This is a genomic window from Sandarakinorhabdus rubra (assembly GCF_010994245.1).
In the GTDB taxonomy this organism is placed as follows: domain Bacteria; phylum Pseudomonadota; class Alphaproteobacteria; order Sphingomonadales; family Sphingomonadaceae; genus Sandarakinorhabdus; species Sandarakinorhabdus rubra.
This window is the reverse complement of sequence record NZ_WMHO01000318.1, coordinates 1-2,060: the sequence shown is the minus strand read 5'-3', so window position 1 is coordinate 2,060 and position 2,060 is coordinate 1. Positions and strand designations below refer to the sequence as shown.

Here is a 2,060-nt window from a genome sequence, read left to right as displayed (position 1 = left end):
GCCGGCTGGCGGCGCTTGGGGCGGTAGCCGATGCCGCGCGCGTGCCGCTGCTGGCGCTGAGCGCGCCGCTCTATGCCACGCCCGAACAGCGACCATTGCACGACGTGATCCGTTGCATCGGCGCCGGGGTGACGCTGGCCGAGGCCGGCACGCGGCTGGCCCCCAACGCGGAAGCGCATCTGAAACCGGCGGCCGAGATGGCGCGCCTGTTCCGCGACCGCCCGGATGCGCTTGCCGAGCCGGCGCGGCTCTTGGCACGCATCGATTTCAGTCTTGATCAGCTGCGCTATGAATATCCCAATGAGCCGGTGCCGCCCGGCTATTCCCCGCAGGGCTGGCTGGAGACGCTGACCCTGCAGAAGGCCCGCGAGCGCTGGCCGGACGGCGTCCCGCCGAAGCTGATGGCGCTGCTTGCCGAGGAGTTCCGCATCATCGCGCGCGCCGGCTATGCGCCCTATTTCCTGACGGTGCACGACATCGTGGCCTTCGCGCAGAGCCGCGGCATCCTCTGTCAGGGCAGGGGCAGTGCGGCCAACAGCGCCGTCTGCTTCGTGCTGGGCATCACCGCCGTTGATCCGGCCAAACACAATCTCCTGTTTTCCCGCTTCATTTCCGAAGAGCGCAAGGAGCCGCCCGACATCGATGTCGATTTCGAGCACGAGCGCCGCGAGGAGGTGATGCAGTGGATCTATGAACGCTATGGCCGGGAACGCGCCGGCATCGCCGCCACCGTGATCCATTACCGGCCCAGGAGCGCGGTGCGCGAAGTGGGCAAGGTGCTGGGGATGAGCGAGGATCTGACCAGCCGGCTCTCCAGCACCGTGTGGGGCAGCTATGCGAGCCAGATGGAGCGTGAGCGCTTTGCCGAAAGCGGGCTGGATCCCGACAGTCCTCAGATCGCGCGGCTGGGCGGGTTGGTCACCCAGATCATGGGGATGCCGCGCCACCTGTCCCAGCATGTCGGCGGCTTCGTGCTCACCGAAGGCCGGCTCGATGAACTGGTGCCGATCCACAATGCCGCCATGCCGGATCGCACCTTCATCGAATGGGACAAGGACGATATCGACGCGCTGGGCCTGATGAAGGTCGATGTGCTGGCGCTGGGGATGCTGAGCTGCATCCGCCGCGCCTTCGAGTTCATCGACACCCACATCGGCCGCCAGTACACGCTCGACAACGTGCCGGGGGACGCGCCCGATGTTTATGCGATGCTGCAGAAGGGCGATTCCATCGGCGTGTTCCAGGTGGAAAGCCGGGCGCAGATGAACATGCTGCCGCGCCTCAAGCCCGCAGAATTCTACGATCTCGTCATCCAGGTCGCCATCGTGCGCCCCGGCCCGATCCAGGGTGACATGGTCCACCCCTATCTCAGGCGTCGGCAGGGGCGGGAGGCGGTGCACTTCCCCAGCCCGAAGCCGCCGCACGATCCGGATGAACTGAAACAGGTGCTGGGCAAGACGCTGGGCGTGCCGCTGTTCCAGGAACAGGCGATGAAGCTTGCGATCACCGCCGCCAATTTCACGCCCGCCGAGGCCAACAAGCTGCGCCGCGCCATGGCCACCTTCCGCCACAACGGCGGGATGGAGTTTTTCGAGAGCAAGCTGGTCGATGGCATGGTGGCGCGCGGCTATGATGAGGAGTTCGCCCGGCGCTGCTTCAACCAGATCAAGGGCTTCGGCAGTTACGGCTTCCCGGAGAGCCACGCCATTGCCTTTGCCCGGCTGGTGTGGGTGTCGGCGTACCTCAAGTGCCGATACCCGGCGGTGTTCGCTGCCGCGCTGCTGAACGCTCAGCCGATGGGCTTCTACGCGCCGGCCCAGATCGTGCGGGATGCACGAGACCATGGCGTGACGGTGTTGCCGGTGGACGTGAACCACAGCGCCTGGGATTGCACGCTGGAAGGGGCGGCGCCCACCCTCGCGCTGCGCCTGGGCCTGCGCCAGATCACCGGCTTTCGCGAAGAGTGGGCGCAGGCCATCGCCGCCGCCCGCCCGGTCCGCGCGCTGGAGGATCTGGCGCGGGCCGGCCGGCCGGCCCGCGCGCTGAAGCTGCTCGCCGAT

The 2,060-nt window shown here is 67.3% G+C and carries 1 protein-coding gene; it reads left to right on the top strand.

What is annotated here, in order from left to right; genetic code table 11:
• Window positions 1–2,060: error-prone DNA polymerase (locus GJV64_RS13940; protein WP_164158024.1), on the top strand; the 2,060-nt coding region annotated here is incomplete at both ends.